Origin of the sequence: Promicromonospora iranensis (assembly GCF_028994805.1) — a bacterium.
GTDB classification, from domain to species: Bacteria; Actinomycetota; Actinomycetes; order Actinomycetales; family Cellulomonadaceae; genus Promicromonospora; species Promicromonospora iranensis.
Genome location: NZ_JAJQQP010000003.1, coordinates 253,649 through 280,360 on the forward strand (window position 1 = coordinate 253,649; position 26,712 = coordinate 280,360).

The window sequence follows — 26,712 nt, forward strand, 5'->3', positions numbered from 1 at the left end:
GGTCCTGGTCGTTACCGTCCGGGCTCGTTACTGTCCCGGCTGGAGCTGCAGCGAGAACTCGATGCTGCCCTCATCCTCCACCGTCACGAACCCGAGCGACGGGGCTTCGACGTCGAAGTCCGAGAACGTGATCGGGATGCTGCCGATGACCTGCACGGGGTCGCCGCTGGTCGCGTCGCCCGCGACCTCTGCCTCGAACGTGGCGGGCCGCGTGACGCCGTGGACCGTGACGTCGCCCGCGAGCTCGACGGAGGTGGAGCCCTCCTCGATCGGCGCCGGCTCGGTGAGCTCGAACGTCGCGGTGGGGAACTTGCCGACCTCCAGCGCGGTGTCCCGGAAGTAGCCGTCGCGGTTGGCCTCGTCGGTCTCCACGCTCGTCATGTCGACCTCGATGTTCGCCTCGGTGACGGAGCCGTCGGCGACCGTCACCGCGCCGGTGACGTCCTCGGTGCGCCCGGTGACCGTCACGTCCTCACCCTGCAGCACCTCGTCGACGCGGTACCCGGCGAACGACCCGTCGCCGACCGTCCACGTGCCGGCGACCGACTCGGCGTCGGGCAGCGGGACGGCCGACGACTGCAGGGCGGGCGCATCCGCCGCCGCCTCGTTCGCCCAGTCTGCGTAGAGTCCGGGCCCGAAGACCGCGGCCGCCCCTCCGACCACGACGATCGCCGCACCGACACCGACCGCCACCTTTGTCCCTCTGCGCACGTCCCGCCCCTCTCGTTCGCAGGCCGACCCGTTGCCGGCCTCTGCTTCTCACTACGGGTGAGAGGGGGGATCGGTTCAACCGGGTTCGAAACTGGTCGCGGACTGCTGAGCTCGGTCGGTCATCCGGCGGGCGATGCTCGGTTCGTTCGGCCATCGGACCGATCTCACCGACTTCGGTCCGTTGATCTGAGATCGGTCGGTTGATTGACCGATCTCAGATCAACCGACCGATCTCACGTGGGCCGACCGGCGAGCGACGTCCCTACTCCAGGAGCTCCGGATCGCCGCCGGTCAGGGCGTGCTCGCGGCGCAGCAGGGCGGCCCGGTGCCGGTGGGCACGGACCACGAGCACGGCGGCGACGGCGACGAGCGCCGTCGCAACGACGATCACGGCCCACGCCCCAGACCCGCGCTGGACGGTCATCACCACGAGCAGGGAGCTGGTCAGCGCTGAGGCCGCGAGGCCGATCCACGCGGCCACCACCCGGTCAGTGGCGAACAGGGGGACGCGCGACCTGAGCAGCCAGATCCCGTACACCGCCCAGATGAGGCAGAACACCATCATCAGCCCGAAGGCCACCCTGGTGAGCACGGGCAGCGGGCCCGGCTCGGTCCACCACAGCGCCGCGAGGAACACGGCGCCCGCCAGACCGACGACCAGGATCGCGACGGCGCGCAGGCGGGCTCGTGCCGACAGTGTTCCGTGCAGTCCGGCGACGATCTCCGGTGCGGAGGCTCGGGGTTCCTCGTTCGTCATGTCCGCTCACCCTCTTCCTCGACGTGCGCGCGCAGCATGAGGCGGGCACGATTCAGCCGTGACTTGACGGTTCCGGCCGGGACACCGCAGACCTGCGCGCAGTCCTCGACGGAAAGGTCCTCGAGATAGTGCAGGACCAGGACCTCGCGCTCCAGCACCGGGATGCCCGCGAGCCGGGCAACCATCTCGGCCCGGTCCATCAGGCCGTCGACCGGATCCCGGATGCCGTCGTGGGGCCGGTCGACGTCGCTCTCGAAGTCACCCACCAGGTCGTGCCGGTCAGCGTACTGGCGGCGCATCCGGTTCAGCGTCGCTCGCCGCACGATGGTGAACAGCCACGGGGCGAACCTGTCGGGTTCACGCAGTCTCGGCAGCGCGCGCACGACGGCGATCCACGCCTCCTGCGCCACGTCGTCGGCGCGTTCGGCGTCAAGCATGCGGCGTACGTAGAGCCACACCGGTCTCTGCCACCGCGTCACCAGATCCTCCAGCGCCGCCCGGTTGCCCAGCTGAGCCCTGACCACAAGCAACTCGTCGCTCATCTCGCCTCCTCTCCTCTGTGCAGTCGCGCGGACGGGCAGCGAGGTTCACGTCCGGACACGCGACGACGTCGCAGGGACGTTCGAGGCCGACTTCCTGAACGCGGGAGTGTTCGAGGCGTGACGATCGGCCGTTATCACCCATAACCCCACGGGCAGGTCGGTGCCACACTGGGGGATGCTTCGAACCCGCTCGGTCGTCAGGGGAGTGGTGGCGCTCGCGGCGGTCGCCGTGGTGGGCTTGTCGCTGCCTCCGTTGTCGCTGGCCCTCAGCGAGTCGGCCATTCCTCCCGTGTCGTCCTTGCCGGCGCTACCTGACGGCGCCCGGGTCACCTCCGAAGGCCAGGGTTGCGCCTCCGGTGGGTGCTGGCTCGAGCTGACCGTCACCGCTCCGCCGGGGGTGTCGGGCGAGGACATGGCGACGGAGATGATGCCCGACCGCGAGGCGTATGTCTTCCAAGGCCTGTTCGACCTGCGGCGTGTGTGCTCCTGGGCCTTGGATGCCGAGGCGGGATCGGTGCGGTTCATCGTGCAGTACGACAGGTGGCTGGATTCGTAACCGGCCGGTGGTGGTCGAGGTAGTTCGGGGCTGTCGTGAGACTGGTCAGGTCGGGCATGCGGTCGAGGTACACCAGGCCGTCGAGGTGGTCGATCTCGTGCTGGACGACGCGGGCGGTGTAGCCCGTGAACTCCCGGGTGGTCGTCTCCCCGGCCTCCGTCGTGTACCGGACGGTGATGCGCTCCGCCCGCGGCGTCTGGCCCAGGTAGCCGGGCACGCTGAAGCAGCCCTCCCAGTCGAGTGTCGTCTCGTCGGAGCGGTCGACGACGACCGGGTCGAGCAGCTGGATCAGCCCGGTCTCGGGACGGTCGGGGAAGACGTCGGTCCTGCGCACCTCCACGATCGCCGCCCGGACCGAGACACCGATCTGCGGCGCGGCCAGGCCGGCGCCGTTGAGCTCGCGGAGGCGGGTGACCAGCGTCGCGAGCAGGTCTCCGGCGTCGGCCGCGCCGATGGCCGTGGTGGGCGCCTTGAGCCGTGGGTCGCCGAGCGTGACGACGCTGTCGTCGGCGGCTCCGTCGATCCAGGCGCAGTTGCTGCGGGGGAGGGTCATGCGGGGTCCGTTCCTTCGGTCGAGAGTTGGTGCGGTCGAATCGTCCTCGGGAAGCGGGCGGACAGCCAGCCGACGCCGTCGAGCGGCGTTGGCCCCGTGCCAGACTGCCGACATGCCTGGCCCCGCGCTGCTGCTCCCGTCGCCCGTCGAGGTGCTCGACGACGCGCGCCTGGACGCGGCCGGTGTGCGGGTCCTGCTCAAGCGGGACGACCTGATCCACCCGGAACTGCCGGGCAACAAGTGGCGCAAGCTCAAGTACAACCTGGGTGCCGCGCGGACGGCAGGCGCCTCGACGTTGCTGACGTTCGGCGGCGCGTACTCCAACCACATCCGGGCCGTCGCTGCCGCGGGCGCTCTGTTCGGGTTCGAGACCGTCGGCGTCATCAGGGGCGAGGCCCACGATCCGCTGAACCCGTCGCTGCAGTTCGCCGTCGACCGCGGGATGCGCCTGACGTACCTCGACCGCCAGACCTACCGGCGCAAGACCGAGCCCGCCGTGGTCGACCGGCTCCGCGAGCAGCTCGGGGACTTCTACCTGCTCCCCGAGGGCGGCAGCAACGTCCGGGCCGTGCGTGGCTGCACCGAGCTGGTCGACGAGATCACCGAGGACTTCGACGTCGTCTGCTGCGCCGTCGGCACCGGTGGCACGCTGGCCGGCCTCGCGGCCGGGCTCGCGCCGCACCAGCGGGCGCTCGGATTCTCCTCGCTCAAGGGCGGGGACTTCCTGTCCGACGACGTCGCCGCGTTCCAGCGTGCCGCGCTCGGTGAATCGACCGGCAACTGGGAGATCGAGACCGGCTACCACTTCGGGGGGTAGGCGAAGTCGACGCCTGAGCTGGTCCGGTTCGTCGACGATTTCGAGGGGCGCCACGCTGTGCGGCTGGACCGGGTCTACGTGGCCAAAATGATGTACGGCGTCTACGACCTGGTGGCGCAGGGCCGGTTCGCCCCGGTGACCACAGTCCTCGCCGTGGTCACCGGCCCGCCGGGGCCTCAGGCCTAGAGGCTGGCCGCCGACCGGACGAGCGCCGCGACCGCCTGGGACCGGCTGCTGGCCGGCCAGGCGAGGACCGTGGTGATCTCCGGCGCGTCGACCACGGGCACCGCGACGTGCTCGGGCCACTGCCAGGCCCGGCTGGAGGCGGGGATGACCAGCAGGGTCTTGCCGAGCGCCACGAGCTGAGCCAGCTGCGACTGGGTGTGCACCTCCGGCCCAGGACCGTCCGGGTAGGTCCCGTCGAGCCGGGGCCAGCGGGCGATCGGCAGGCCGGGCACGTCGGCGACGTCGGCCAGGGTGAGCTGCCCGCGGGACGCGAGCGGGTGTCCCGCGGGAACGATGGCCACCTGGCCCTCGGTGCAGAGGTCCTCGGTGTCGAACCCGGCGAGGTCGTCGACCGGGCGGTGCATGAGCGCGACGTCGGCGCTTCCGTTCCTGAGCAGTCCCGCCTGCTCGCCGACCTCGCACAGGAGGACCTCGACCGGGGCGGTTCCGGGATCGCTTGCAGCCTTGGCCAGGAGACGTTGCAGCAGCTCGTGGGAGGCGCCCGCCTTCGTCGCGAGCACCAGCTGGCGCTCCGGGCTCCCGGCGCGCCGGGTCCGGCGCGCGGCCGCCGCTACGGCGTCGAGGGCCTCCTTGGCTTCCCGGAGCAGCACCCTGCCGGCGTCGGTCAGTGCCACACGTCGGCGGTCCCGGTCGAGGAGCCGGACGCCGATCCGCTGTTCGAGCTGCCGGATCGCACGGGAGAGCGGCGGTTGCGCGATTCCCAGCCGCTCGGCGGCCCGGCCGAAGTGCAGCTCCTCGGCGACGGCGACGAAGTACCGGAGCTCACGGGTCTCGAGATCGCGCACGTACGCAGGCTACTCCTTGATACCTGGTAAGTATCACAGCGTACTGAGGTGGTCTTGGACGCGGGGCACACAGGACGCCGAGCATGGCTGGTGTGAACACCACGAAGACTGCGCTGGTCACCGGCGCGAACAAGGGAATCGGCTTCGCCATCGCACAGGGCCTCGGGGCGATCGGATTCAGGGTCGCAGTGGGAGCCCGTGACGACGTGCGGCGCGAGGAGGCGGTCGAGCACCTGCGGGCGGCAGGTGTCGACGCGTTCGGCGTCGCCCTCGACGTCACCTCCGACGACAGCGTCACCGCGGCGGCGGAGGCGATCGAGCGGACGGCGGGGCGGCTCGACGTGCTCGTCAACAACGCGGGCATCGGCGGCCGGACCGACGGTGGCGCGCAGGACCCGACGACGCTCGACCTCGAGGTCGTCCGCACCGTCCTCGAGACGAACGTGCTCGGGGTGGTCCGGGTGACGAACGCGCTGCTCCCGCTGCTGCGCCGCGCGAGCTCGCCGCGCATCGTCAACATGTCGAGCACCATGGGCTCGCTGACCCTGCAGACCGGTCCGGTGATGGCCGCGTACGCGCCGTCGAAGTCGATGCTCAACAGCCTGACCGCGCAGTACGCCCGCGGGCTCGCCGACACGAACGTCATCGTGAACGCGGCCTGCCCCGGTTACGTGGCGACCGACTTCACCGGCTTTGCCGGGTCGCGGACGCCGGAGCAGGGCGCCGCCGTCGCGATCCGGCTCGCGACCCTGCCGGACGACGGTCCCCGGGGTGAGTTCTTCGACGACGCCGGGGTGGTGCCGTGGTGAGGTGTCCGTAGGCCTGCTTTCGTGGCTGACCAGCAGGGCTAGGAGTTACGTTGCACGACGGGCGGTGCACCGTGCCCGCCCGTGTGCGGAGAGGACTTCACGTGAGACTCGTTCGGTCAGTATCCCTGGTGGCGGTGACGGCCACTGCAGGGTCGATGCTGCTCTTTGCTCCTCTCACTGCTACCGCAGAGCCTCGGCAGGCTCCGACGTCCGCCTCGGTGGCCCACGACCCGGTCCCGGATCCGGAAGAGGAGCTGCGGGTCGCCATCGCCACCATCCTTGGTGACCCCGGGACGGGCAAGGCGGTGCGCGCGGCGGCGATCAAAGCCCTGGACGACGGCACCGTGGAGGCCATGACCTACTTCCTGGAGACGGGCCGCTGGATCGCTCAGTACGAGGACGACCACGTCGCGGTCGCCACCGTCCTCGCGGACCCGTCGTCCGGCGTCGCTGTACGCCGCGCTGCGATCGAAGCGCTGGAGGACGGTAGCGCAGAGGCGCTCGCCTCCTTCCTGGAGACGGGCCGCTGGATCGCTCAGGACGAGGACAACCGTGTCGCCATCGCGACCATCCTGGGTGATCCGGGGACGAGTGCCGCGTTGAGGCAGGCGGCTGTCGCGGCGCTGGAGGGCACACCGGAAGACCGGGCGTACTTCCTGGAGACCGGCCGGTACGAGGTGGAGTAGCGCCCACCTGCGCACCGGCGCGCTGCTCGCCGGCCGACCTACTCGCCGGCCGGCCGGGCAGCCTCCAGCAGCACGTCGACCAACCGCTCAGCGGCATCGGGGCGCCCGTGCTCCCGGGCGGCGTGAGCCATCCGCTCACGCCGTCCGGCGTCCGACAGCAGTGGCCTGAGCGCTGCCCGGAGGTCCCGCTCGTGCACGTCGCCCTGGAGCGCGACGGCCGCTCCCAGGTCCTGGAGCCGACGGGCGTTGTGCGTCTGCTCGTCCCCGGCCGCCGACGCGAGCGGCACCAGGACGGACGGCTTGCCCAGCGCGGTGAGCTCCGCGATGGTCCCGGCGCCGCTGCGGGAGATGACGACGTCGGCGAGGGCGAGCACGTCCGGCAGCTCGGCGCCGACGAACCCCAGGACGCGGTAGCGGGCGGCCAGCTCGGCAGGCAGGGTGGCGGTGCGGTCGAACATGTCCTGGAGGTTGTTCGGCCCGCACTGGTGGATGACGTTCGCGTGCTGGAGCAGCCAGGGCAGCGCCTCGGCGACGACCGTGTTGATCTGGACCGATCCCTGTGCCCCGCCCGTCACGTACAGGACGGGGAGATCGGGGTCGAACGAGTCGAGCCCCAGCGCGTCGACGGCCTTGAGCGGCTCCCCGTGCAGTACTTCGGCGCGGACCGGGTTACCGGTCACGACGGCCCGCTCACGCACGTTCTCCGGCAGCAGCTCGAGGGTCGACGGCGAGGACACCGCGACGCGCGTGGCCCGCTTCGCCAGCAGGCGGTTGGCCAGCCCGAGCCGCACGGTCTGCTCGTGCACCACGAGCGGACGCCGGCCCGCGGCGAGCCCGATCGGGACGGCGACATAGCCGCCGGTCGACAGGATCACGTCCGGCTTGAACTCGGCCACGATCGACCTGGCCTGCGCGACGCCGAGCGGCACGCGCGCCATGTCCTTCATGTTCGCCGTGCTCAGCATGCCCAGCGGGTTGCTCGACCGGCGGATCTTGCCCGTGGCGACGGTCACGAACCGGATGCCCTCGGACGCCGTGACCGTGGCCTCCAGGCCGTCCGCGGTGCCCGCCCAGAGGACGCTGACGGCGGTGCCTTCCGCTGCGAGCCTGGCCTGCAGGGCGCGGAGCGTGGTCAGCGCCGGATAGGTATGACCGCCGGTCCCTCCACCGGTGACGAGCAGACGGAACTCGCGCGGGTGTGAACTCACGAAGACATCTCCCAGGACGGCAGGGGGTGGGCGCGGGTCAACTGTAGAGGATCCACGGGGCACTGAACTTCGCGGTTGTGGTCCTGGGTACACGTGTGTGCTGCGCTCACCGGCTCGCGGCCAGCACCGCCGAAAGTCCTTCCTGCAGATCCCTGACGAAGTACTCGGGCACCTCCAGCGACGGGAAATGTCCGCCGGCCTCCGGCGTCCTCCAGCGGACGATCTGGCGGTACCGCTCCTGGGCCCACGGGCGCGGGCACTTCTCGACGTCGCGGGGATACATGGTGAGTGCTGCCGGGACGTCGACCCGGAGCTCGGGATCGAGCGAGTTGTGGCTCTCGTAGTAGATCCGGGCGGCCGAGGCGCCGGTCCGCGTGAGCCAGTACAGGGTGACGTCGTCGAGGACGCGGTCCCTGGAGATCGTCTCGAACGGGCTGTCCTCGGTGTCGGACCACTCGGCGAACTTGTCGAGGATCCAGGCGAGGAGGCCGACCGGTGAGTCGACGAGCGAGTAGCCGATGGTCTGCGGCCGGGTCGCCTGCTGCTTCGCGTACGCCGCGCGCCTGCCCCAGAAGTCGCGGGTCTCCTCGACCCACCCACGCTCGACCGCCGTGAGCCCGTCCGTCGTCAACCCGGGCGGCGCCTCCGCAAAGGTGGTGTGGATACCGAGAACATGCTCCGGGAACCGGCCGGCGAGAACCGTGGTGATGTTGCCTCCCCAGTCGCCGCCATGAGCCAGGAACCTGGCGTAGCCGAGCCTGCCCATCAGCTCCACCCAGGCGGCGGCGACCTTCTCGGTGCCCCATCCGGTGGTGGCCGGCCGGTCGCTGTAACCGAAGCCGGGCAGCGACGGGACCACGACATGGAACGCCGGGGCGTCGGCATCCCTCGGATCGGCCAGCTCGTCCACGACATCGATGAACCGGGCGACGCTGTCCGGCCAGCCGTGCGTCAGGAGCAGGGGCGTGGCGTCCGCACGCGCCGACCGGCGGTGCAGGAAGTGGATACCCAGGTCGTCGATGGTCGTGCGGAACTGACCGACCTGGTTGAGGCGCTCTTCGAACGGCCGCCAGTCGTACCCGGTGCGCCAGTAGGTCACGACGTCCACGAGGTCGGCCAGGGGAACGCCCTGTTCCCATCGGCGCCTGCCGGGCCCGGCGGGACGGACCGTCTCGGGCTCCGGCAGTCGTGCGGCGGCCAGTCGTGCACGGAGATCGTCGAGGTCGGCGTCGGGCGCGTGGGCTTCGAATGCTTGCACGTCGCTGGTCGGGCGGGGCATGAGACCTCCTGGCCGTCGTGGAACCGGGCTGTTCATCGAGAGAACCGGCTAAGCCGGTTCTAACAGTTCCTCGGGGCGCGTCGCAACCGTCTAAGGTGGTTCCATGCGCGCTGGGTTCCCTGACTTCCGCCTCGGTAGCGTGCTGGCGACCAGCTTCACGGGGACTCTGTCCGAGCGGCATGGCGACGCCGTGGAGCGCATCCCCACGCCGCAGCGGCTGATCGACTGGCTGGCGGAGTACGGCCTCGCCGTGGACTCCTGCACCCCTGCTCAGCTCGACCTCGCCCGGGAGCTGAGGGAGTCGATTCACGCCGCCGCGACGGCGGCCGCTACGCAGGACGCGCTTCCCGCACCCGCTGTGCAGGTCATCAACGACCGCAGCGTTCAGGGTCGGGCCGCGGCGGTCCTGACACCCGAGGGCGAGCGGCGGTGGCGGCTCAGCTCGCCGTCCCGCGTGGAGGACGCTCTCGGCGTGATCGCCGCCGACGCGGTCAGCATCGTCGCCGGCGAACGAGACGGCAGGTTGGCCCTGTGCGCCTCACCCACCTGCCGGGCGGCCTTCTTCGACACCAGTCAGAGCCGCACCCGCAGGTGGTGCGACATGAACACGTGCGGGAACCGCCAGAAGAAGGCGCGCTTCCTCGCCAACCAGCGCAAGGACTCCGGATCTCCCCGCTGCTGACAGCAGAAGCGCCGCCGTCGGCCGGACGGTCGGTCCTACGCTCAGGTATGGCCGAAAAACGAGAGCCGCTGTGGCGGCACATGGTCGGCGAACGCCTGAGGCACCTGCGTCACGTGCGCGGCGAGACCATCGACCAGACCGCTCGTCGCGCGGGGATCTCGCCGCAGTACCTCTCGGAGATCGAGCGTGGCGTCAAGGAACCGTCGAGCGAGATGATCGCGGCGGTCACCGGTGCGCTGGACGTCCCGCTGGTCGACCTGGTCTCCGGCGTCGCCGAGCGGCTGGTCGCCGTGCGCGACACCATGCGGCAGCCGACGGTGCAGGCGGCGTTCGCGCTGGCGGCGTGACTCCCGGGCCCGCCGGACGGTAGGTCCGGCGGACCCGGGAATCGCGCCCTGCGTCACCGCTGGTCGATCACGTGGTCCAGGAGGCCGTACTCGCGTGCGGCGGTGGCCGTGAAGATGCGGTCCCGGTCGGTGTCCGTGCGCAGCGTCTCGACACTCTGACCCGTGTGCTGGGAGAGCGAGGTCTCCATGTCCGCACGGATACGGACCACCTCGTCGGCCTGCAGGATCAGGTCCGGGATCGCGCCGCGGCCCTGCGCAGCGGGCTGGTGCAGGATGACGCGTGCGTGGGGGAGCGCCGCACGCTTGCCCTCTGCCCCGGCGGCGAGCAGCACGGCGCCGACCGCCACGGCCTGTCCGACGCACGTGGTCGACACCTGGGGCCGGATGTAGCGCATGGTGTCGTAGATGGCCATCCCGGCGCTCGGGTCCCCGCCCTCGCAGTTGACGTAGAGCTGGATGTCGCTGTCCGGGTTGCTCGACTCCAGGTGGAGCAGCTGGGCGATCAGGGCGTTGGCGACGCCCGCGTCGATGGCGGTGCCGAGGTAGATGATCCGCTCGGAGAGCAGCTGGGAGTAGACGTCCATGATCCGCTCGCCCCGGGGGTGCGACGCGATGACGTTCGGGATGGTGTAGCTGCTCATCGTGCGTTCCTCTCGGTGACGGCGCTGAATCCGGTGGGCTGGCGGTCGCGGGGCCGGATGCCCTCGAAGCCCTGCACGATCGTGTCGATGAAGCCGAAGTCGAGAGCCTCGTCGGCCGTGTACCAGTGGTCGTGCAGCGAGTCGTCGAAGATCCGCTCCACCGGCTGCCCCGTGTCCTCCGAGATCAGCCGCAGCACCGTGTCGCGGGTGTGCCGCAGGTCGTCCGCCTGCAGCTCGATGTCGACGGCGGTGCCCGCGATCCCGGCGGAGCCCTGGTGCATCAGCACCCGCGAGTTCGGCAGCGCGCGACGCTTCCCGTGGGTGCCCGCCGAGAGGAGGAACTGTCCCGCGCTGTAGGCGATGCCCAGCACGAGCGTGGAGACGTCGTTGGGGATGGTTCGCATGATGTCGCGGATCGCCAGCATCGCCGGCACCGATCCGCCGGGGGAGTGGATCCACAGCTCGATGTCGGACGACGGGTCCTCGGTGGCCAGTGCGATCAGCTGTGTCATCAGGAGCGTCCCGTTGTCGTCGTCCAACGGTCCGTCCAGGACCAGGACGCGGCGCTCGTAGAGCTCGCGTCGTGAGTTCTCGCCGAACATCGGCGCCTTCGGTGCATCAGTCATGACCTCACCGTGCACTCCGGGAGGGGTTCCCCGGGGCCGGATCTGCCGTGAGCAGCCCTGCTCTCAGCAGCGCTGCTCAGGGCAGCGACGTCGGGGCAGCGAGGTCACGCTGGGGAGCGGGGGCCACCCGGCCGGCGACGTCAGATCCAGCCGCGTTCCTCCGCGAGGAGCACCGCCTGCTGGCGGGAGTCGACGGCGAGCTTGCCGAGCACGGCGGAGATGTGGTTGCGCACGGTGCCGGGGGCGAGCGACAGGGTGCGGGCGATCTGGCCGGTCGTCTCGCCGCGCCGGCCGGCGCGCAGGACGTCGAGCTCCCGGTCGGTCAGGGGCGAGCGTTCGTCGCTCAGCGCGTCGGCGGCGATCTCCGGGTCGACGTACCGCCCGCCCGCCGCCACGCGGCGGATGACGGCCGCGACCTCGTCGGCGGAGCGGGACTTGGGCAGGAACCCGGCAGCCCCGGAGGCCAGCGCACGCCGCAGGACGCCGGGTCGGGCGTGGCGGGTGACGATCACGCACCGGGTGGCCGTCGTGCGGTTCAGCTTCTCGGTGACCTCCACGCCGTCGAGGCGGGGCATCTCGAGGTCCAGCAGGCACACGTCCGGCGTGAGGCGCTCGGCGTCGGCCACGGCCGCGGCGCCGTCGGAGCACTCCGCGACGACGTCGATGTCCGGTTCCAGACGGAGCAGCGCGGCCAGCGCGGAGCGGATCATGCCCTCGTCGTCGGCGAGCAGCACACGGATCATCCAGCAACCTCTTCTTCCGCAGGTGCCTCGTGGGCAGGCCTGTCTTCGGCGGGGACCGTGACGACCACGGTGAACGTCTCGCCCTCGCGCCGCACCTCGAGGTCGCCGTCGGCCTCGGCAGCTCGCCGGGCGATCCCCTCCAGGCCTGCACCGCCCGCGCCGCCTGGCAGGTCGGGGACGTCAGGTACGTCGGGGACGTCGTTGGCGATCTCGTAGCGCCACGCCCCGTCGGTGCGGGTGAGGGACAGGCGCGCCCACCGGCCACCGCCGTGGCGCAGCACGTTCGTCGTCGTCTCCCGGACGACCGGCCCCAGGGCGGACGCCGGGGCGAGCGACGCGTCGGGGTCGACCGTGGCCTCTGCCTTCGTACCGGCGGCACGCAGCAGGTCCACCGCGTTGGCCAGCTCGTCACGCAGCGGCACGGAGCGGAAGCGGGTGGCCAGGTCACGCGTGCCCTGCCGGGCGCCGTCCACGCTGGCGCGTGCGGCGCGCAGCTGTTCCATGCCCGCCTCCGGGTCGCGGGGCATGAGCCGCTCGGCGAGCTCCAGCTGCAGGGCGATGACCTGGAGGTGGTGCCCCTGCAGGTCGTGGACGTCGGTGGCCAGGCGCAGCCGCTCCTGGGTCGCGGCCAGCTTGGCCTCCGAGGCGCGAGCCTTGTCGAGCGCGACGAGCACGTCCCACCACCACAGCGAGGAGACGGTGACGACCGGAAGGATGACGGCGAAGACGGCCAGCTGGATCCAGCTGGCGGTGCTGTCGTCCGCGACATGGGCGCGGAAGTCGATCACCGCGAGCGCGACGAGCAGAACGGTCACGACCAGCACCAGCCGGAACCGCACACCCGGCGGCCAGTTCAGCAGCATGGCGACCTGGAGCACCGGCGCGAGGCTCACCACCCAGGTCTCGGTCACGAGCCCGGCCGTGAGCCCGAAGACCACCCCGATCAGGAGCGGCGTGAGGTGGCGCCGCCAGATCATCAGCGGTGCGTCGACCGACCGGTGCCGATAGTCGAGCAGCGGGACCAGCGTCGCGAGCCACCAGAGCAGGGCGCTGATCCCGACCGTACCGGCCGCGACCGTGCCGGCGTCGGTCTCGGCGACAGCAGCCACCGCCAGGAGGACGACCGTCCCTTCGAAGAAGACCACGCTCACCGCGACGTACCACCAGGTCACGTTGATGCTCCGCGTCAGCCGCAGCGCCGTGCTGCGGACGTCCGACGCCGCAGGCTCGGGGGCGGCGGACTCGGGCAGGCGGCTCATCCGCCCAGGTTACGGCCATGACACATGTCACGGGTGGGGCGTGGGAAGGGCCCGGACAGCGGTGACAGCCAGGCACTTCTGGGCTGCGCTCCCGAGCGGTGGACTGGAGTCAGTACCGGGGGCCACCCCGAGACCCCTAGCGACAGGAGCACATCATGAGCCTCATCGACACCCTGCAGGACCTCGTCGGGCAGGTGCCCGAGCTCGTGCAGCCGCTGATCGTCGCCGTCGCGGGCGGCATCCCGTTCGTCGAGGGCGAGGGCGGCGTCGCGATCGGGATCATCGGTGGGATCAACCCGTTCGTCGCCGCGATCGCCGCGATGGCCGGCAACTTCCTCGTCGTGGCCGCGCTGGTGCTGCTCAGCTCCGGTGCGCGCAACGCCGTCGTGACCCGGCACCGGGAGAAGGTCCTGGCCCGGGACGGTGCTCCGGTCCACGTCGGGTCCACGCTGGAGGTACCGCCCGGCGAGAGGCCGGACAGCCGGAGCGCCGCGCGCCGCGCGAAGTTCCAGCGCGCCTACGAGCGCTACGGCGTCCCCGGCGTGAGCCTGCTCGGCCCGCTGCTGCTGCCCACGCACTTCACCGCCACGATGCTCGCGGCCTCGGGCGTCGGCAAGGCCCGCATCCTGATCTGGCAAGCCGTGGCGATCATCGCCTGGACCACGCTCACCGCCCTCATCATCAGCGGCGTCATCAACGCCGCCGCCTGATCGCTCACAGGCAGGGCGTGACGAGCCGCGCCCCGGCGACCGTGATCTCCACGAGGTCTCCCGGCGCCACCGTGAAGTGGGAGTGCGGCGCACCGGTCATGACGACGTCGCCCGGGCCGAGATCGACCCACGAGGTGACGTAGGCGAGGCATGCGGCGATCGACGACGGCAGCTCGTGGCTCCCGGTCGCGGCACGCTCCTCGCGATTGACGGCGACGTGCAGGTCCACCCGATCGAGATCGACGTCCGTCTCGACGAACGGCCCGAGCGGGGTGTAACCCGCGCCGCCCTTGCCCTCGAAGTTCCGCACGTCGACGGCGTTCCGGTCGGGGTTGGTCACGTCGTTCACGGCGGTCACGCCGAGGACGTACTCGTGAGCGTTGTGCACGTCCAGCCCGTCGGTCGGCCGGCCGATGACCACCGCCACCTCGCCCTCAGCGATGACCCGGCCCACCTCGCGCCGCAGCCGCACCCCTGTGCCGCTCGGCACGACCGTGCGGGAGCTCTTGAGCCACGCCTGCACGGGCAGCGGGGCGTCCGGCCCGTTCTGGGCGATGCCCACGAGCACGCGTGGCTCGCACGGGGCGAGCACCTCGGCCTGTGCGGCCGGTACCGGGGCCGCACCCGTCGGACGCGGCTCGCGACCGGCCGCGAAGGCGACGAAGGGGTCCTCGCACGCCAGGTACGTGTCGCCGTCGGCCCGCGCGTAGGTGGGCCCGTCCGTCGTGGCGATCCGGGCGATCCGCATCAGGCGACTGCCGTCAGGTCGAAGAACTTCATGTCAGCGCACTGCTCCCTCTGTCGTGGCCGCCCGCGATCCCCACCGAGAGCTCCCTCGCCCTCGTGATGCCCAGGCGATGGTGCCGGTTGCCGAACGGCTCGGGCAGCATCGCACACCGCGGGCCGGCCGATCACGCGGAGACGAGCAGAACCGGTCGGCCGGACCTGTCGTGGTCGCTCACCAGCGGGTCAGGGCACCTCACCGCGCCCCCAGCCTCCGGCTGACCTCCCGCGCCGCACGGGTCGCCTGCTCCGCCAGCCCGGCTCGCCCGTCGTCGTCGTAGGCCTCCGAGCGGAAGGTCACCGCCAGCCCCGCCACGGGTCGTCCCGTGTGGTCGACCACCGCCGCGGCGACGGACGCGAATCCGGCGGTGACCTCGCCGTCCTCCACCGCGAACCCCCGGGCGCGCGCCTCCCGCAGCACCGTCCGTAGCTCCCGCAGCGTGCGCGGCCCGGCGCTGGTCAGGCCGGTGAACGACCCCGGCGTCGGGTACAGGGCGCGTACCTGCGCCGGGGGCAGCAGCGCGAGCACGGCCCGCCCGCTGGCGGTGAGGTGGCTCGGGAGGTGGACGTCGACGTCGGTCACCAAGGGCGGACGGCCCACCGCCCGCTGCTCCACCAGGTACAGCACCTCCCGGCCGTTCAGGACGGCGAGGTGCCCGTTCTCCCCGGCGGCCTCCACCAGCCGGGCGACCACGGGGGTGGCCAGCCGGGTGAGCGGCGCCTGCCGCGTGTACGCGCTGCCCAGGCCGAGGGCGGCCACGCCCAGGCCGTAGCGGCGCTCGTCGGGAAAATGCCGCACGAACCCCTCGTCGCCGAGCACAGACAGCAGGTGGTAGACGCTGGACCGCGGCACGCCGATGCCGTGCGCGATGGCGCCAGCGGGCACGGGCCCGGGCTGCGCCGCCAGAAAGCTGAGCAGCCGCGCGGTCGTGCGGGCGGCGGGAACGCTGCTGCTGCCTGCCATGGCTCCCTCCTGCGTCGGGTGGTGGCGGGTGGTCGGCAGTTCGTCAGGTGATCGGCATTCCGAGCTACCGACTACCTGACGGACTACCGATCACCTGACGGAATGCCGACCACCCACCACCCACTGCGAGTCTCGTATCCCAGACTGTATCCGTCCGGGCGGGCGTGCCAGCGGGGGTTCAGCGGGGTTCTATGAGCGCATGAGCACCCTGCACCACGAGGCCACGCCGCCGGCCACCCGCCCGGCCGACCGGGACCTGCCCCAGCACGTCGTCCTGGACGGGACGCCGCTCACCGTCGAGCAGGTCGTCGCCGTTGCCCGCTACCGCGCCGCTGTCGAGATCCACGAGGACGCCCTGGCGCGCATGGCGACCAGCCGCGCCGTCATCGACGACCTGGCGCACGACACCGTTCCCCACTACGGCGTCTCCACCGGCTTCGGCGCGCTGGCCCGCCGGCACATCCCCACCCAGATGCGGGCCCAGCTCCAGCTCAGCCTCGTGCGGTCGCACGCGGCCGGGTCCGGCCCCGAGGTCGAGACCGAGGTGGTGCGCGCGCTGCAGCTGCTGCGCCTCGCGACGCTGGTCACCGGGCACACCGGAGCCCGTCCCGTCACCGCGCAGACCTACGCCGCGATGCTCAACGCCGGGATCACCCCGGTGGTGCACGAGTACGGGTCGCTCGGATGCTCCGGGGACCTTGCGCCGCTCGCCCACGTCGCGCTGGCCGCGATGGGGGAAGGGCAGGTGCGGGTGCTGGGCCCGGGGGTCTCGGCACGCTCGACCGACGGAGCCGCGGGCGAGCCCACCGAGGCCGCGGAGGCGCTCGCCGCAGCCGGGATCGACCCGCTCGTGCTCGCCGAGAAGGAAGGGCTCGCGCTCATCAACGGCACGGACGGCATGCTGGGCATGCTCTGCCTCGCCATCCACGACCTGCGGCGCCTCCTGACCACCGCCGACGTCGCCGCATCGCTCAGCGTCGAGGCCCTGCTCGGCTCGGACGCCCCGTTCGCCGAGGACCTGATCGGCATGCGCCCGCACCCCGGCCAGGCAGCGTCGGCGTCGAACATGCGGCAGGTCCTGGCGGGCTCGCCCCTCATGGCGAGCCACCGCGAGCTGGACGACGCCGGAAACCCCGCGTGCACCCGCGTCCAGGACGCCTACTCGCTGCGCTGCGCGCCCCAGGTGCACGGCGCCGCCCGCGACACCCTGGAGCACGCCGCCACGGTGGCGGGCCGGGAGCTGGCGTCCGCCATCGACAACCCGGTGGTCACGGTCGACGGGCGGGTGGAGTCCAACGGCAACTTCCACGGCGCTCCGGTCGCGTACGTGCTGGACTTCCTCGCCATCGCGGCCGCCGACCTGGCCAGCATGAGCGAGCGGCGCACCGACCGGTTCCTCGACGTGTCGCGCTCCGAGGGTCTGCCCGCGTTCCTCGCGCACGACCCCGGCGTCGACTCGGGGCACATGATCGCCCAGTACACGGCGGCAGGGATCGTCTCGGAGATGAAGCGCCTGGCCGCGCCCGCCAGCGTGGACTCCATCCCGAGCTCCGCGATGCAGGAGGACCACGTCTCCATGGGCTGGTCGGGCGCCCGCAAGCTCCGCCGGTCCGTCGACGGGCTCACGCGGGTGCTCGCCATCGAGGTGCTCACGGCCACGCGAGCCCTCGACTTCCGTGCGGAGGCGCCCGCGGCGGGCACGGGCGCGGTGCACGACGCCGTCCGCGCCGTCGTGCCCGGTCCCGGACCGGACCGCTATCTCGCGCCGGAGATCGAGCACGTGGTCCGCCTCGTGGCGACCGGCGCCATCGCGGAGGCGCCGGCATCCGCGGTGGGCTCCCTCCTGTGACCCCCTGTGCTGTGGGCGCGAGCTGTGCGCCTGAAACGGGTAGGACGTCGCAACGATCACGCCCACAACCACGAAGGAGAGGCACTCATGGAGAAGCTTGACCGGGGGGTCCCCGTGCCCGTCCGGGCGGCACGGGGTACCACCCTGACCGCCCGCAGCTGGCAGACCGAGGCCCCGCTGCGCATGCTGATGAACAACCTCGACCCCGAGGTGGCCGAGCGGCCCGACGACCTGGTCGTCTACGGCGGCACCGGCCGCGCCGCGCGGGACTGGCCGAGCTACCACGCGATCGTCCGCTCGCTCACCGACCTGCGCGACGACGAGACGCTGATGGTGCAGTCCGGCCGCCCGGTCGGCGTGCTGCGGACCCACGAGTGGGCGCCGCGCGTGCTCATCGCCAACTCGAACCTCGTGGGCGACTGGGCGACGTGGCCCGAGCACCGCCGGCTCGAGCAGCTCGGCCTGACGATGTACGGGCAGATGACCGCCGGGTCGTGGATCTACATCGGGACGCAGGGGATCCTGCAGGGCACGTACGAGACGTTCGCGGCGGTGGCGGCGAAGTCGTTCGACGGCACGCTGGCCGGCACCCTGACCCTGACCGGTGGCTGCGGCGGCATGGGCGGCGCCCAGCCGCTCGCGGTGACGCTCAACGGCGGCGTGTGCCTCGTGGTCGACGTCGACCCCGCCCGCCTGCACCGCCGTGTCGAGACCCGCTACCTCGACGTCGTCGCCTCGTCGCTGGACGAAGGGGTCGAGCTGGCGCTCGCGGCGAAGAAGGAGCGGCGCGCGCTGTCGGTGGGCGTGGTCGGCAACTCCGCCGACGTCGTGCCGGAGCTGCTGCGTCGCGGCGTCGAGCTCGACATCGTCACCGACCAGACCTCCGCGCACGACCCGCTGTCGTACCTGCCGTCCGGCGTCGCGCTGGAGGACTGGGCCGCCGAGGCCGAGAAGGACCCCGTGGGGTTCACGGACCGCGCGCGGGAGTCGATGGCGCGGCACGTCGAGGCCATGGTCGGCTACCAGGACGCGGGCGCAGAGGTGTTCGACTACGGCAACTCGATCCGCGACGAGGCCCGCCAGGGCGGGTACGGCCGGGCGTTCGACTTCCCCGGCTTCGTGCCCGCGTACATCCGCCCGCTGTTCGCGGAGGGCAAGGGCCCGTTCCGCTGGGCCGCCCTGTCGGGGGACCCCAAGGACATCGCCGTCACCGACAAGGCCGTGCTCGACCTCTTCCCCGAGAACGACCACCTGGGCCGCTGGATCCGCGCGGCGCAGGAACGGGTCGCCTTCCAGGGCCTGCCCGCCCGCATCTGCTGGCTCGGGCACGGCGAGCGTGACGCCGCGGGGCTCCGGTTCAACGAGCTGGTGGCGTCGGGGGAGATCTCCGCGCCGCTCGCGATCGGGCGTGACCACCTCGACTCGGGCTCGGTCGCGTCCCCGTACCGGGAGACCGAGGCCATGGCGGACGGGTCCGACGCCATCGCCGACTGGCCGCTCCTGAACGCCCTCATGAACACCGCCTCCGGCGCTACGTGGGTCTCCATCCACCACGGCGGCGGCGTCGGGATGGGCCGGTCGCTCCACGCCGGCCAGGTCTCGGTGGCCGACGGCACGCCGCTCGCCGCCGAGAAGCTGGCCCGCGTGCTCGCCAACGACCCCGCGACCGGCGTGCTGCGGCACGTCGACGCCGGGTACGACGACGCGGTGGCCGCCGCCGAGCGCGGCGGGCTGCGCGTCCCGATGCGGGAGAGGCCGTGACGGCGACCCCGGCCGGCACGACCCCGGCCGGCACGACGTCGGCGGGCCGGCTGCTCGCGGCGATCGCCGACGTCGGGCGGGCGCCGTCGGGCGGCTACGAGCGGTTCGCGTGGACCACGCACGACCTTGCGCTGCGCGAGTGGTTCGCCGCCGAGGCAGACGCTCGGGGCCTGACCGTGGTGACCGACCGCGCCGGCAACCAGTGGGCGTGGTGGGGCGACCCGGACGCCGACGGGCCGGGCGTCGTGACCGGCAGCCACCTCGACTCGGTGCCCGGGGGCGGCGCGTTCGACGGCCCGCTCGGGGTGGCGAGCGCGTTCGCGGCGCTCGACGCCCTGCGCGCCGCGGGCGTGCGCCCGGCGCGGCCGCTCGGGATCGTGAACTTCTCCGACGAGGAGGGCGCCCGGTTCGGGCTCGCCTGCCTGGGGTCGCGGGCCGTCACGGGCACCGTGCCCGCCGACCGGCTGCTCGCCCTGCGCGACGGCGCCGGGGACAGCCTCGCCGACGTGCTGGACCGGGTCGGCCGCGCGGGTTCGGGCGACCCGACCGCAGGGTTCGGGCCCGCGCACTACGGGCGCGACGAAGAGGCCCTGGCGCGCGTCGGCGTCTTCGTCGAGCTCCATGTGGAACAGGGCCGGTACCTCGCCGACCTTCCGCCCGGTGAGGAGGCTCCCGTCGCCGTCGGCGCCGCGATCTGGCCGCACGGTCGCTGGCGTGTCGACCTGGTGGGCGAGGCGAACCACGCCGGCACCACCCCGCTGGCCCACCGCCACGACCCGATGCTGGACCTCTCCCGGCTCGTCACCGACGTCCGCTCGGCCGCCGAGCATGCGGGAGCGCTCGCCACGCTGGCCAAGGTTCAGGTCGAGCCGAACGGCGTCAACGCGATCCCGTCCCGCGTCCGCGCGTGGATCGACGCCCGCGCGGATCAGGAGTCCACGGTCCGCAGTGTGCTGACACACCTGTCCTCCAGCTCGGCACCCGACGGATCCGGTGCCGGGTGGGAGCTGGTCCAGGAGTCCTGGACGCCCGCCACGGTGTTCGACCCGGTACTCGCGGCGCGGCTCGCGGACGTCGTCGGGCGGCCGGGTTCCGACCTGCCCGCACCCGTGATCGGGACGGGCGCCGGGCACGACGCCGGGATCCTCGCGGCGGCCGGCGTGCCCACGGCGATGCTGTTCGTGCGCAACCCGACAGGCATCTCCCACTCACCGGCGGAGCTCGCGGAGGAGGCCGACTGCGACGCCGGGGTCCGCGCCCTGACCGCTGTCCTCGCGGACCTCCTCACCGTCGGGGAGAGCCGATGAGCTTCTGGTGCGAGCGGGCCTGGCTGCCCGGGGACGGCGGGACGCCGGGCGGGGTCGCCGCGTCCGTGCGGCTCGAGACGGCCGGAGGCCGGATCGCCGCGGTCGAGGTCGGCGCCCCGGCGGCGGACGGCGACGTGCGGCTGGGCGGGCTCGTGCTGCCCGGGCTCGCCGACGCGCACTCGCACGCGTTCCACCGCGCCCTGCGCGGCCGGACGCACGCGGACGGCGGCTCGTTCTGGACCTGGCGCGAGGGGATGTACGCCCTGGCCACGGCCCTGACCCCGGAGCTGTACGAGCGGCTGGCGCGCGCCGTCCTCGCGGAGCTGGCCCTGGGCGGCACGACGGCCGTCGGCGAGTTCCACTACGTGCACCACCGCGCCGACGGGACGCCCTACCCGGCGCCCGAGGGTGGGCCGAACACCATGGCCGAGGCCCTGCGCTCCGCCGCGCGCGACGCCGGGGTGCACCTCACCCTGCTCGACACCTGCTACCTGCACGGCGGCCTCGGCCCCGGCGGCCACGAGCCGCTCGCGCCCGAGCAGGCACGCTTCGGCGACGGCACCGTCGAGGCGTGGGCACGGCGCGTGGACGCGCTGCGGGCCGCCTGGGCCGACGACGACCGCGTGCTCGTCGGCGCCGCCGCCCACTCGGTGCGCGCCGTCGCACCAACGGAGCTCGCGGAGCTGGCCCGCTGGGCGCAGCAGGCCGGAGCGCCGCTGCACGTCCACCTGTCCGAGCAGCCCGGGGAGAACGAGGCGGCGCTCGCGGCCTTCGGCGTCACCCCGACGCGGCTGCTGCACGACGCCGGAGCGCTCGGGCCCGGCACCACCGCCGTGCACGCCGTGCACCTGACCGACGACGACGTGACGCTGCTCGGCACCTCCGGCACGGGGGTCTGCCTCTGCCCGACGACGGAGCGCGACCTCGCCGACGGCATCGCCCCCGGTCTTCGGCTGCTGCGGGCGGGCAGCCCGCTGTCGGTCGGCACGGACCAGCACGTCGGCGCCGACGTGCTCGCCGAGGCGCGGGGCGTCGAGGAGCACGAACGCCTCGCGACCGGGCGGCGGGGCGCGTTCCCGCCCGCGACGCTGGTCGAGCTCGCGACGTCGGCCGGGCACGCCGCGATCGGCCGGCCGGACGCCGGCCGGATCGCCGCCGGGGCGCCCGCCGACCTCGTGGCGATCCGCCTGGACACGGTGCGCACGGCCGGGATCGACCCCGCGCAGGTGGTGCTGGCTGCGGGCGCCGCCGACGTGTCCGACGTCGTGGCGGGCGGCGAGCTCGTCGTCCACCACGGCGAACACCGGGCCGGGAACGTCGCGCGCATGCTCGCGGACGCGATCGAGGAGGTCTGGGCCGCCGCCGGCCAGGACGTGACGAAGGAGACCAGGACATGAGCGTGCTGCTGACCAACATCGGTGAGCTGGTCACCCACGACCCGGCGCACGGCGACGGGCCCGGCATCGTGCCGGACGCCGCGATCGTCGTGCAGGCCGGCAGGATCGCCTGGACGGGGCCCGCCGCGTCGGCGCCCGCCGCCGACAGCGCGGTGGACCTCGGGGGGCGGTGCGTGATCCCCGGCTTCGTGGACTCGCACTCCCACACGGTGTTCGCGGGCGACCGGGCCGCGGAGTTCGCCGCACGCATGACCGGCGAGCCGTACACGGGCGGCGGCATCGCCACCACCGTCGCCGCCACGCGGACGGCGAGCGAGGACACCCTGCGGGCGCGCGGCCAGGCCCTGGTGCGCGAGATGCTCGCACAGGGCACCACCACCGTCGAGATCAAGAGCGGCTACGGCCAGGACGTCGCCACCGAGGCCCGCATGCTGCGGATCGCCCGGGAGCTCACGCCGGAGACGACGTACCTCGGGGCCCACACCGTCCCCGCCGAGTACGCCGACGACCGCGCCGGGTACCTCCGCCTCGTGACCGGGCCGATGCTCGCCGCCTGCGCGCCGCACGCCCGCTGGGTCGACGTGTTCTGCGAGCCCGCCGCGCCCACCGCGTTCGACGAGGACGAGTCCCGCGCCGTGCTGCGGGCCGGACTGCGAGCCGGCCTGCTCGCCCGGGTGCACGGCAACCAGCTCTCGGCGGGCCCGGGAGTCCGGCTCGCGGTCGAGGTCGGCGCGGCGAGCGTCGACCACTGCACCCACCTGACCGACGCCGACGTCGACGCGCTGGCCGGGTCGGACACCGTGGCGACCCTGCTGCCCGCCGTCGAGTTCTCCACCCGGTCGCCGTACCCGGACGCGCGCCGGCTGCTCGCCGCAGGCGCGCCGGTCGCGCTGGCCACCGACTGCAACCCGGGCTCGGGCTACAGCTCGTCCATGCCGTTCGTCGTGGCGCTCGCGGTGCGTGAGATGCGGATGAGCCCCGCGGAGGCCCTCTGGTCGGCGACGGCGGGCGGAGCGGCGGCACTTCGCCGGGACGACGTCGGCCACCTGCGCGTCGGGGCCCGCGCCGACCTCACCGTCCTCGACGCCCCCAGCCACACCTACCTGGCCTACCGCCCGGGCGTGCCGCTGGTGTCCGAGGTCTGGAAGGACGGGACCCGGGTCTGACGCCCCCTTGCCGGGCGCCGGGGGCCTGTCCGGAAGAGCCGGCGGCTCGGCGGAGCAGGGTGTGCTGGATCGGCGGGTGCCAGCAGGGCCGGACTTCGTTCGCGTCAGCACCGGGTTTGCGGGCTGTGCTGAAAAGTTCAGCTGACGCGAGATGAGCGGGGCCAGGGTGAACAAATTTCAGCACGCCTGGCACCCGCTCCCCGGTACTGCTTCGCCCCGGGACCGTGGTGGCCGAGACCCTTACCGCACGGCCTACTGCTCCGTGACGCCCAGGTCCGGGCCGCCCACGAACGACGCCCGCCTGCTCGCCGCGCCGTGCAGCTCCAGCAGCACGAGCTCGTTGCCCGTCTCGCGCACCAGCGGTCCCGGCACGTACAGCGTGTGCGTGGGGCCGAGGCTCCAGTAGCGGCCGAGCAGCTCTCCGTTGACCCACGCCAGGCCCTTGGTCCAGCCGTCGAGCCGCAGGAAGTGGTCGGCGCCGGCCACGGAGTCGAACGTGCCGCGGTGCAGGCCGGCTACGGCCGCGCCGCCCCCGTCCACCGTCACCGCAGCGTCCGGCGCCGCCCGCAGCAGCGCCGGCGCGTCCTCGACACGCAGCGCGCCGGCACGCCACTCCTCGAGCGTCCGCACGGCGGTGCGCACGGGCCCGATGATCCCCTTCGGCTCGCCGATCCGCGGCCCGTAGTTGACCCGCCCCTGGTCCTCGACCAGCAGGGTGAGCTCGCCCGCACGGGCCGGGAGCGCGACGGCGAACGTGTGCGAGCCGCGGTCGAGCACGCCCACCTGCTCGCCGTCGACGAGCACCACCGCGCGGTCGCGCACCTCGGCGACGCTCAGGACGGCGTCGTCGGCCCGGAGGCCGGTGCGGTAGACGGCGAAGCCCGACCACAGCTCCAGGTCGTCGGTGGTCGGCACGTGCGGATACGTGCGCGGCTCCGCCCGGAGCAGCCCCGGCAGGACGTCGGCGAGCGGAACGTGCGTGGTGAGCTCGACGTCGAGCACGGGCGCGGACCTGGCGGCCACGTACTCCGCGCGCAGCTCCTCGGCCGGTGCCACGGGCAGGTGCCGCGCGATCACGTCGCGCATCGCCCAGTACTTGGCGGTCGGGGTGCCGTCCTCGGCGAGCGGTGCGTCGTAGTCGTACGACGTGGCGATGGGCCGGTAGATGCCCTTGTCGTTGGCGCCGCTGGTGAGCCCGAAGTTGGTGCCGCCGTGGAACATGTACAGGTTGACGGAGCCGCCGGCCGCGAGCAGGTCGTCCAGGTCGGCGGCGTTCGCCTCCGCGGGCGCCAGGTGGTGCTCCAGGCCCCAGGAGTCGAACCAGCCGTTCCAGAACTCCATGCACATCAGCGGCCCGGTGGGCTGGTGCCTGCGCAGCACCTCGAACCGCTCCGTGGTGCGCGACCCGAACGTCGCCGTCTTGTGCAGCTCCGGCAGCCCGCCGCGCTCCAGCATCTCGTCGTTCGCCTGGTCGCAGGTGAACAGCGGCACCTCGATGCCCTGGCCGCGCACCAGGTCCACGAGCGCGCGCAGGTACTTCTGCCGCTCCGGGACCAGGTCGTCGCCGTAGGCGCCGTACTCGTTCTCGACCTGCACCATCAGCACGGGCCCGCCGCGCGTCACCTGACGCTCGGCCACGAGCGGCAGCAGGCTCGCGTAGTACGTGCCGATCGCGTCGAGGAAGCGCGGCTCGTGGCGGCGTACGCCCACGGCGCGGTCGGCCAGCAGCCAGGCCGGGAGCCCTCCGCCGTCCCACTCCGCGCAGATGTAGGGTCCGGGGCGCACGATCGCGTGCAGGCCCTCCGCGGCCACCAGGTCGAGGAACCGGCCCAGGTCGCGCCGCCCGTCGAGGTCGAAGACCCCGGGCTCCGGCGCGTGGAAGTTCCAGGGGACGTACGTCTCGATGGTGTTCAGGCCCATCAGCCGAGCCTTGCGGATGCGGTCGGCCCACTGGTCGGGGTGCACGCGGAAGTAGTGCAGAGCGCCACTGACGACCTGCATCCGCTCGCCGTCGAGCAGGAAGTCGTCGGGTCCGATGTCGAACGTGGGCATGTGTGGGTTCCTCGGGTGCTGTGGTGACGGGGGAAACGGTGACGACGGCGGGGGAGACACCCCCGCCGTCGTCACCGGTTGCGTGCCGGGTGGCTCACTCGCTGACGGTGAAGCCCTGCTCGTTGCCGTAGCCGACGATCGACTCCTGCCAGGCGGCCAGGCCGTCCGTCAGGGACGTCGAGCCGGTGTACGCCTGGCCGGCCGTGTCGGGGAACACGCTGTTCGCGTAGACCTGGTACGGCAGGTACTGCCAGCCGGGCACGACGCTCGTGGCCGACTCCGAGAGCACCTCGTTGATCTTCTGGCCGCCGAAGTACTCGGACTCCTCGGCGAGGAACGCCTCGTCGGTGAGGTCCGCGAGCGTAGCGGGGAAGTTGCCGCCCTCGAGGCGCGTGGCGACGCCGTCGCCCGCGTTCGCGTACTCCAGGAAGCCGTAGGCCAGCGCCTTCTTGTCGCTCGCCTCCGTGATCGACAGCGCGGAGCCGCCGTTCTCGGCGGTCTCACCGGCGCCGGCGGTCCACTGCGGCATGGGCGCGACGCGCCAGTCGCCCGACGCCGGGGCGGCACCGGACTCGAGGTTCGCGGGCATCCAGGCGCCCGTCACCAGTGCGGCGATCTCGCCGTTGCCCAGGCCCTGGAACCACTCGTCGGACCAGCCGGGGACGTCGGCGAGGAGGCCGTCGTCGATCAGCTGCTGCCACATCTCGGCCCACTTGGCCGAGCCCTCGTCGGCGAGGTCCACGGTGACGTCGGTGCCCTCGACCTGGAACGGGTGGCCACCGGCCTGCCAGATCATCGACGTCGCAAACCCGGCGTCGCCGTTGTCGGACGTGATGTAGGTGTTCGGGTCGTGGTCGTGGATCTGCTGGGCGGCGTCGGCGAACTCCTCCCAGGTGGCGGGCACGTCGACGCCGGCCTCCTCGAACGTCTTCGCGTTGTAGAACAGCGCCATGGGGCCCGAGTCCATCGGCAGGCCGTACACGGCGTCGCCGTCGGTCACCGCGCCCCACGGGCCGGGGGAGTAGGTGCTCTCCAGCTCGCTCGCGCCGAGGGGCGCGAGGTCGGCCAGGGACTCGCCGATGGAGAACTGCGGCAGCGCGTAGTACTCCATCTGCGTGACGTCGGGCACGCCCGAGCCCGCGCTGATCGCGTTCTGCAGCGCCACGTAGTGGTCGTTGCCCGTACCGACGTTCGCCATCTCGACGTTCACGTTCGGGTACTCGGCCTCGAAGTCCTCGACGACCTGGTCCAGGGTGGGCTCCCACGCCCAGACCAGCAGGTCGCCGCCCTCCTCGAGCGCGGCGGCGATGTCCTCGGCGGACACTGCCTCCGCCGCGGCGTCGTCGCCGTCGGACCCGGACCCGCACGCGGTCAGGGCGAGCGCCAGGGCGCTCGCGGCGGCGAGCGCACCTACGGCGCGGTGGTGGCGGAAAGTCATGGTGGTTCCTCTCACTTCATTGTCAGTCGAACGGAGTC

The 26,712-nt window shown here is 72.7% G+C and carries 28 protein-coding genes; 13 read left to right on the top strand and 15 right to left on the bottom strand.

Going from position 1 to position 26,712, the window contains the following annotated elements:
• Positions 1-27: 27 nt before the first annotated feature.
• From LUM46_RS06130 to LUM46_RS06140, 3 genes are all read right to left on the bottom strand, one after another.
• Entirely contained in the window at positions 28-711 is a 684-nt protein-coding gene (locus LUM46_RS06130; RefSeq protein WP_274992889.1) for a YceI family protein, read from the bottom strand.
• 262 nt (positions 712-973) lie between these two features.
• Complete coding sequence (locus LUM46_RS06135; protein ID WP_274992890.1) at positions 974-1,468, bottom strand: hypothetical protein; 495 nt, start codon at positions 1,466-1,468, stop codon at positions 974-976.
• Positions 1,465-2,010: an RNA polymerase sigma factor gene (locus LUM46_RS06140; RefSeq protein WP_274992891.1), complete on the bottom strand. Its 546-nt coding sequence runs from the start codon at positions 2,008-2,010 to the stop codon at positions 1,465-1,467. Before LUM46_RS06140 ends, LUM46_RS06135 begins: the two co-directional genes overlap by 4 nt.
• 208 nt (positions 2,011-2,218) lie before the next feature.
• Between LUM46_RS06140 and LUM46_RS06145 the strand changes: the two genes are divergently transcribed.
• Entirely contained in the window at positions 2,219-2,566 is a 348-nt protein-coding gene (locus LUM46_RS06145; protein WP_274992892.1) for a hypothetical protein, read from the top strand.
• Here the strand turns inward: LUM46_RS06145 and def are convergent.
• Complete coding sequence (gene def, locus LUM46_RS06150; RefSeq protein ID WP_274992893.1) at positions 2,532-3,119, bottom strand: peptide deformylase; 588 nt, start codon at positions 3,117-3,119, stop codon at positions 2,532-2,534. The two genes, LUM46_RS06145 and def, sit on opposite strands and share 35 nt — an antisense overlap.
• A 112-nt stretch (positions 3,120-3,231) precedes the next feature.
• On the opposite strand from def, the gene LUM46_RS06155 reads away from it, so the two are divergent.
• Positions 3,232-3,936 (top strand): 1-aminocyclopropane-1-carboxylate deaminase/D-cysteine desulfhydrase, encoded by a 705-nt coding sequence (locus LUM46_RS06155; RefSeq protein WP_274992894.1) that lies wholly within the window; start codon positions 3,232-3,234, stop codon positions 3,934-3,936.
• 57 nt (positions 3,937-3,993) lie between these two features.
• Positions 3,994-4,122: a hypothetical protein gene (locus tag LUM46_RS06160; protein WP_274992895.1), complete on the top strand. Its 129-nt coding sequence runs from the start codon at positions 3,994-3,996 to the stop codon at positions 4,120-4,122.
• Here the strand turns inward: LUM46_RS06160 and LUM46_RS06165 are convergent.
• Positions 4,119-4,967 (bottom strand): LysR family transcriptional regulator, encoded by an 849-nt coding sequence (locus tag LUM46_RS06165; protein WP_274992896.1) that lies wholly within the window; start codon positions 4,965-4,967, stop codon positions 4,119-4,121. The genes LUM46_RS06160 and LUM46_RS06165 overlap by 4 nt on opposite strands.
• A 92-nt stretch (positions 4,968-5,059) precedes the next feature.
• Here LUM46_RS06165 and LUM46_RS06170 point away from each other — a divergent pair, with 92 nt between their 5' ends.
• Positions 5,060-5,776, top strand: a complete 717-nt coding sequence (locus tag LUM46_RS06170; protein ID WP_274992897.1) for an SDR family oxidoreductase — start codon at positions 5,060-5,062, stop codon at positions 5,774-5,776.
• A gap of 218 nt (positions 5,777-5,994) precedes the next feature.
• A complete protein-coding gene (locus tag LUM46_RS06175) occupies positions 5,995-6,462 on the top strand; it encodes an ALF repeat-containing protein (protein WP_274992898.1) in 468 nt (155 codons plus the stop codon).
• A gap of 38 nt (positions 6,463-6,500) precedes the next feature.
• Here LUM46_RS06175 and LUM46_RS06180 read toward each other — a convergent pair whose 3' ends face one another.
• Positions 6,501-7,670, bottom strand: coding sequence for a UDP-N-acetylglucosamine--N-acetylmuramyl-(pentapeptide) pyrophosphoryl-undecaprenol N-acetylglucosamine transferase (locus LUM46_RS06180; protein ID WP_274992899.1), 1,170 nt, complete (start codon positions 7,668-7,670; stop codon positions 6,501-6,503).
• 106 nt (positions 7,671-7,776) lie between these two features.
• Positions 7,777-8,949, bottom strand: a complete 1,173-nt coding sequence (locus LUM46_RS06185; protein WP_274992900.1) for an epoxide hydrolase family protein — start codon at positions 8,947-8,949, stop codon at positions 7,777-7,779.
• Positions 8,950-9,052: 103 nt separating this feature from the next.
• On the opposite strand from LUM46_RS06185, the gene LUM46_RS06190 reads away from it, so the two are divergent.
• Together LUM46_RS06190 and LUM46_RS06195 are read left to right on the top strand one after the other, a co-directional pair.
• Positions 9,053-9,631, top strand: coding sequence for a CGNR zinc finger domain-containing protein (locus LUM46_RS06190; protein WP_274992901.1), 579 nt, complete (start codon positions 9,053-9,055; stop codon positions 9,629-9,631).
• A gap of 47 nt (positions 9,632-9,678) precedes the next feature.
• On the top strand, positions 9,679-9,978 hold the full coding sequence (locus LUM46_RS06195) for a helix-turn-helix domain-containing protein (RefSeq protein WP_274992902.1): 300 nt from the start codon (positions 9,679-9,681) through the stop codon (positions 9,976-9,978).
• Positions 9,979-10,031: 53 nt separating this feature from the next.
• On the opposite strand, the gene LUM46_RS06200 is transcribed toward LUM46_RS06195, so the two are convergent.
• The 4 genes from LUM46_RS06200 to LUM46_RS06215 all read right to left on the bottom strand — a co-directional run bounded on the left by LUM46_RS06200 (position 10,032) and on the right by LUM46_RS06215 (position 13,247).
• Positions 10,032-10,619: a ClpP family protease gene (locus tag LUM46_RS06200; protein ID WP_274992903.1), complete on the bottom strand. Its 588-nt coding sequence runs from the start codon at positions 10,617-10,619 to the stop codon at positions 10,032-10,034.
• Positions 10,616-11,245: a ClpP family protease gene (locus LUM46_RS06205; RefSeq protein ID WP_274992904.1), complete on the bottom strand. Its 630-nt coding sequence runs from the start codon at positions 11,243-11,245 to the stop codon at positions 10,616-10,618. The genes LUM46_RS06200 and LUM46_RS06205 overlap by 4 nt, the downstream gene beginning before the upstream one ends.
• Positions 11,246-11,385: 140 nt before the next feature.
• A complete protein-coding gene (locus tag LUM46_RS06210) occupies positions 11,386-11,988 on the bottom strand; it encodes a response regulator transcription factor (protein ID WP_274992905.1) in 603 nt (200 codons plus the stop codon).
• Complete coding sequence (locus LUM46_RS06215) at positions 11,985-13,247, bottom strand: sensor histidine kinase (RefSeq protein WP_274992906.1); 1,263 nt, start codon at positions 13,245-13,247, stop codon at positions 11,985-11,987. The genes LUM46_RS06210 and LUM46_RS06215 overlap by 4 nt, the downstream gene beginning before the upstream one ends.
• Before the next feature lie 155 nt (positions 13,248-13,402).
• Between LUM46_RS06215 and LUM46_RS06220 the strand changes: the two genes are divergently transcribed.
• Positions 13,403-13,957, top strand: coding sequence for a small multidrug efflux protein (locus LUM46_RS06220; RefSeq protein ID WP_274992907.1), 555 nt, complete (start codon positions 13,403-13,405; stop codon positions 13,955-13,957).
• A gap of 4 nt (positions 13,958-13,961) precedes the next feature.
• Here LUM46_RS06220 and LUM46_RS06225 read toward each other — a convergent pair whose 3' ends face one another.
• Both LUM46_RS06225 and LUM46_RS06230 read right to left on the bottom strand, forming a co-directional pair.
• Positions 13,962-14,705, bottom strand: a complete 744-nt coding sequence (locus LUM46_RS06225; RefSeq protein ID WP_274992908.1) for a fumarylacetoacetate hydrolase family protein — start codon at positions 14,703-14,705, stop codon at positions 13,962-13,964.
• Between the two features lie 231 nt (positions 14,706-14,936).
• Entirely contained in the window at positions 14,937-15,704 is a 768-nt protein-coding gene (locus LUM46_RS06230; protein ID WP_274992909.1) for an IclR family transcriptional regulator, read from the bottom strand.
• A 199-nt stretch (positions 15,705-15,903) separates the two neighbouring features.
• Between LUM46_RS06230 and hutH the strand changes: the two genes are divergently transcribed.
• The 5 genes from hutH (at position 15,904) to hutI (ending at position 23,184) form a co-directional block, all read left to right on the top strand.
• Positions 15,904-17,553, top strand: coding sequence for a histidine ammonia-lyase (gene hutH, locus LUM46_RS06235; RefSeq protein ID WP_274992910.1), 1,650 nt, complete (start codon positions 15,904-15,906; stop codon positions 17,551-17,553).
• An 87-nt stretch (positions 17,554-17,640) separates the two neighbouring features.
• Positions 17,641-19,314 (top strand): urocanate hydratase, encoded by a 1,674-nt coding sequence (locus LUM46_RS06240; RefSeq protein ID WP_274992911.1) that lies wholly within the window; start codon positions 17,641-17,643, stop codon positions 19,312-19,314.
• A complete protein-coding gene (locus tag LUM46_RS06245) occupies positions 19,311-20,621 on the top strand; it encodes an allantoate amidohydrolase (RefSeq protein ID WP_274992912.1) in 1,311 nt (436 codons plus the stop codon). The genes LUM46_RS06240 and LUM46_RS06245 overlap by 4 nt, the downstream gene beginning before the upstream one ends.
• A complete protein-coding gene (locus LUM46_RS06250) occupies positions 20,618-22,018 on the top strand; it encodes a formimidoylglutamate deiminase (protein WP_274992913.1) in 1,401 nt (466 codons plus the stop codon). The genes LUM46_RS06245 and LUM46_RS06250 overlap by 4 nt, the downstream gene beginning before the upstream one ends.
• On the top strand, positions 22,015-23,184 hold the full coding sequence (hutI, locus tag LUM46_RS06255) for an imidazolonepropionase (protein WP_274992914.1): 1,170 nt from the start codon (positions 22,015-22,017) through the stop codon (positions 23,182-23,184). Before LUM46_RS06250 ends, hutI begins: the two co-directional genes overlap by 4 nt.
• 252 nt (positions 23,185-23,436) lie before the next feature.
• Here hutI and LUM46_RS06260 read toward each other — a convergent pair whose 3' ends face one another.
• Positions 23,437-25,236 (bottom strand): glycoside hydrolase family 35 protein, encoded by a 1,800-nt coding sequence (locus tag LUM46_RS06260; RefSeq protein ID WP_274992915.1) that lies wholly within the window; start codon positions 25,234-25,236, stop codon positions 23,437-23,439.
• A 94-nt stretch (positions 25,237-25,330) separates the two neighbouring features.
• Positions 25,331-26,674 carry an ABC transporter substrate-binding protein gene (locus LUM46_RS06265; RefSeq protein WP_274992916.1) on the bottom strand — a complete coding sequence of 448 codons (1,344 nt, stop codon included), beginning with the start codon at positions 26,672-26,674 and terminating at the stop codon, positions 25,331-25,333.
• Between the last annotated feature and the right edge of the window lie 38 nt (positions 26,675-26,712).

Excerpts from the sequence above, each read along its gene's own strand:
- LUM46_RS06135 (WP_274992890.1), bottom strand. The coding sequence starts at position 1,468 with ATGACGAACGAGGAACCCCGAGCCTCCGCACCGGAGATCGTCGCCGGA.
- LUM46_RS06140 (WP_274992891.1), bottom strand. The coding sequence starts at position 2,010 with ATGAGCGACGAGTTGCTTGTGGTCAGGGCTCAGCTGGGCAACCGGGCG.
- def (WP_274992893.1), bottom strand. The coding sequence starts at position 3,119 with ATGACCCTCCCCCGCAGCAACTGCGCCTGGATCGACGGAGCCGCCGAC.
- LUM46_RS06155 (WP_274992894.1), top strand. The coding sequence starts at position 3,232 with ATGCCTGGCCCCGCGCTGCTGCTCCCGTCGCCCGTCGAGGTGCTCGAC.
- LUM46_RS06185 (WP_274992900.1), bottom strand. The coding sequence starts at position 8,949 with ATGCCCCGCCCGACCAGCGACGTGCAAGCATTCGAAGCCCACGCGCCC.
- LUM46_RS06190 (WP_274992901.1), top strand. The coding sequence starts at position 9,053 with ATGCGCGCTGGGTTCCCTGACTTCCGCCTCGGTAGCGTGCTGGCGACC.
- LUM46_RS06195 (WP_274992902.1), top strand. The coding sequence starts at position 9,679 with ATGGCCGAAAAACGAGAGCCGCTGTGGCGGCACATGGTCGGCGAACGC.
- LUM46_RS06200 (WP_274992903.1), bottom strand. The coding sequence starts at position 10,619 with ATGAGCAGCTACACCATCCCGAACGTCATCGCGTCGCACCCCCGGGGC.
- LUM46_RS06205 (WP_274992904.1), bottom strand. The coding sequence starts at position 11,245 with ATGACTGATGCACCGAAGGCGCCGATGTTCGGCGAGAACTCACGACGC.
- LUM46_RS06210 (WP_274992905.1), bottom strand. The coding sequence starts at position 11,988 with ATGATCCGTGTGCTGCTCGCCGACGACGAGGGCATGATCCGCTCCGCG.
- LUM46_RS06215 (WP_274992906.1), bottom strand. The coding sequence starts at position 13,247 with ATGAGCCGCCTGCCCGAGTCCGCCGCCCCCGAGCCTGCGGCGTCGGAC.
- LUM46_RS06220 (WP_274992907.1), top strand. The coding sequence starts at position 13,403 with ATGAGCCTCATCGACACCCTGCAGGACCTCGTCGGGCAGGTGCCCGAG.
- LUM46_RS06225 (WP_274992908.1), bottom strand. The coding sequence starts at position 14,705 with ATGCGGATCGCCCGGATCGCCACGACGGACGGGCCCACCTACGCGCGG.
- LUM46_RS06230 (WP_274992909.1), bottom strand. The coding sequence starts at position 15,704 with ATGGCAGGCAGCAGCAGCGTTCCCGCCGCCCGCACGACCGCGCGGCTG.
- hutH (WP_274992910.1), top strand. The coding sequence starts at position 15,904 with ATGAGCACCCTGCACCACGAGGCCACGCCGCCGGCCACCCGCCCGGCC.
- LUM46_RS06240 (WP_274992911.1), top strand. The coding sequence starts at position 17,641 with ATGGAGAAGCTTGACCGGGGGGTCCCCGTGCCCGTCCGGGCGGCACGG.
- LUM46_RS06250 (WP_274992913.1), top strand. The coding sequence starts at position 20,618 with ATGAGCTTCTGGTGCGAGCGGGCCTGGCTGCCCGGGGACGGCGGGACG.
- hutI (WP_274992914.1), top strand. The coding sequence starts at position 22,015 with ATGAGCGTGCTGCTGACCAACATCGGTGAGCTGGTCACCCACGACCCG.
- LUM46_RS06260 (WP_274992915.1), bottom strand. The coding sequence starts at position 25,236 with ATGCCCACGTTCGACATCGGACCCGACGACTTCCTGCTCGACGGCGAG.
- LUM46_RS06265 (WP_274992916.1), bottom strand. The coding sequence starts at position 26,674 with ATGACTTTCCGCCACCACCGCGCCGTAGGTGCGCTCGCCGCCGCGAGC.